Genomic DNA, 1,046 nt, shown 5'->3' with positions numbered 1-1,046 from the left:
CCGGTCTCCAGGAAGAGAACCGTATCCGCGACCTCACGCGCAAAACCGATCTCGTGCGTGACGATGACGAGCGTCGTCCCCGAGCGCGCGAGCTCCTTGATCACGTCGAGTACCTCGTTGACGAGTTCCGGATCGAGCGCGGATGTCGGCTCGTCGAACAACAGCACCTTCGGCTTCAGCGCGAGCGCGCGCGCGATCGCGACGCGCTGCTGCTGGCCGCCCGAGAGCTCGGACGGATAGTGGTTCGCGCGCGCCTCGAGGCCGACTTTCGCGAGCAGCGCCATCGCCTGATCGCGCGCCTGCGCACGCGATGCGCCGCGCACCTGGATCGGCCCGAACATCACGTTCTCGAGCGCGGTCATCTGCGGAAACAGGTTGAACTGCTGGAACACCATGCCGGCTTCGAGCCGGATGCCGTGAATCACCGCGGCCTTGCCCTTCACGCTCTGCCCGTCGACGAGCAGATCGCCGCCCGTGATCTTCTCGAGCGCGTTGATGCAGCGAAGCATCGTCGACTTGCCCGAGCCCGACGGCCCGACCACCACCACCACCTCGCCCGCGTCGATGCGCAGGTCGATGTCCTTCAGCACCGGCACGTGACCGAAGCTCTTCGACACGTTGCGGAATTCGACCATGCTCATAAGATGCGCATCCTTTTCTCGACGAAGCGAAGCGTGAGCGTCATCACGCCGGTGAGCACGAGATAGATCGCGGCGACGGCGGTCCAGATCTCGACCGCCTGGAAATTGCCGGCGATGATCTCCTGGCCCTTGCGCGTGAGCTCGCCGACGCCGATCACGATGAACAGCGACGTGTCCTTCAGGCTGACGATGCACTGGTTGCCGAGCGGCGCAAGGAGCCGCCGGAAGGCGAGCGGCCCGACGATCTTCACGAGCACGCGCGGCATCGACAGCCCCATCGCGAGCCCGGCTTCCGTCAATCCCTTGGGAATCGACAGCAGCGCGCCGCGCACGACCTCGGCGAGATACGCGCCGGAGTTCAGCGTGATCGCGACGACCGCCGCGCTCAGGCCGTCGATGCGGACG

At 66.1% G+C, this 1,046-nt stretch carries 2 protein-coding genes; both read right to left on the bottom strand.

Translation table 11 applies throughout. The annotated features are described in order from the left end of the window. Positions 1-635 (bottom strand): ATP-binding cassette domain-containing protein (locus J5M58_RS25740; RefSeq protein ID WP_207880117.1); only part of this gene is annotated, 635 nt, incomplete at its 3' end. Between the two features lie 2 nt (positions 636-637). Next, a partial coding sequence (locus tag J5M58_RS25735; protein ID WP_207880114.1) for an ABC transporter permease subunit occupies positions 638-1,046 on the bottom strand: 409 nt, incomplete at its 5' end.

Source organism: Pseudomonas sp. 32_A, assembly GCF_017490905.1.
Classification (GTDB): Bacteria; Pseudomonadota; Gammaproteobacteria; order Pseudomonadales; family Pseudomonadaceae; genus Aquipseudomonas; species Aquipseudomonas inefficax.
This window is presented reverse-complemented; position numbering and strand designations above follow the sequence as displayed.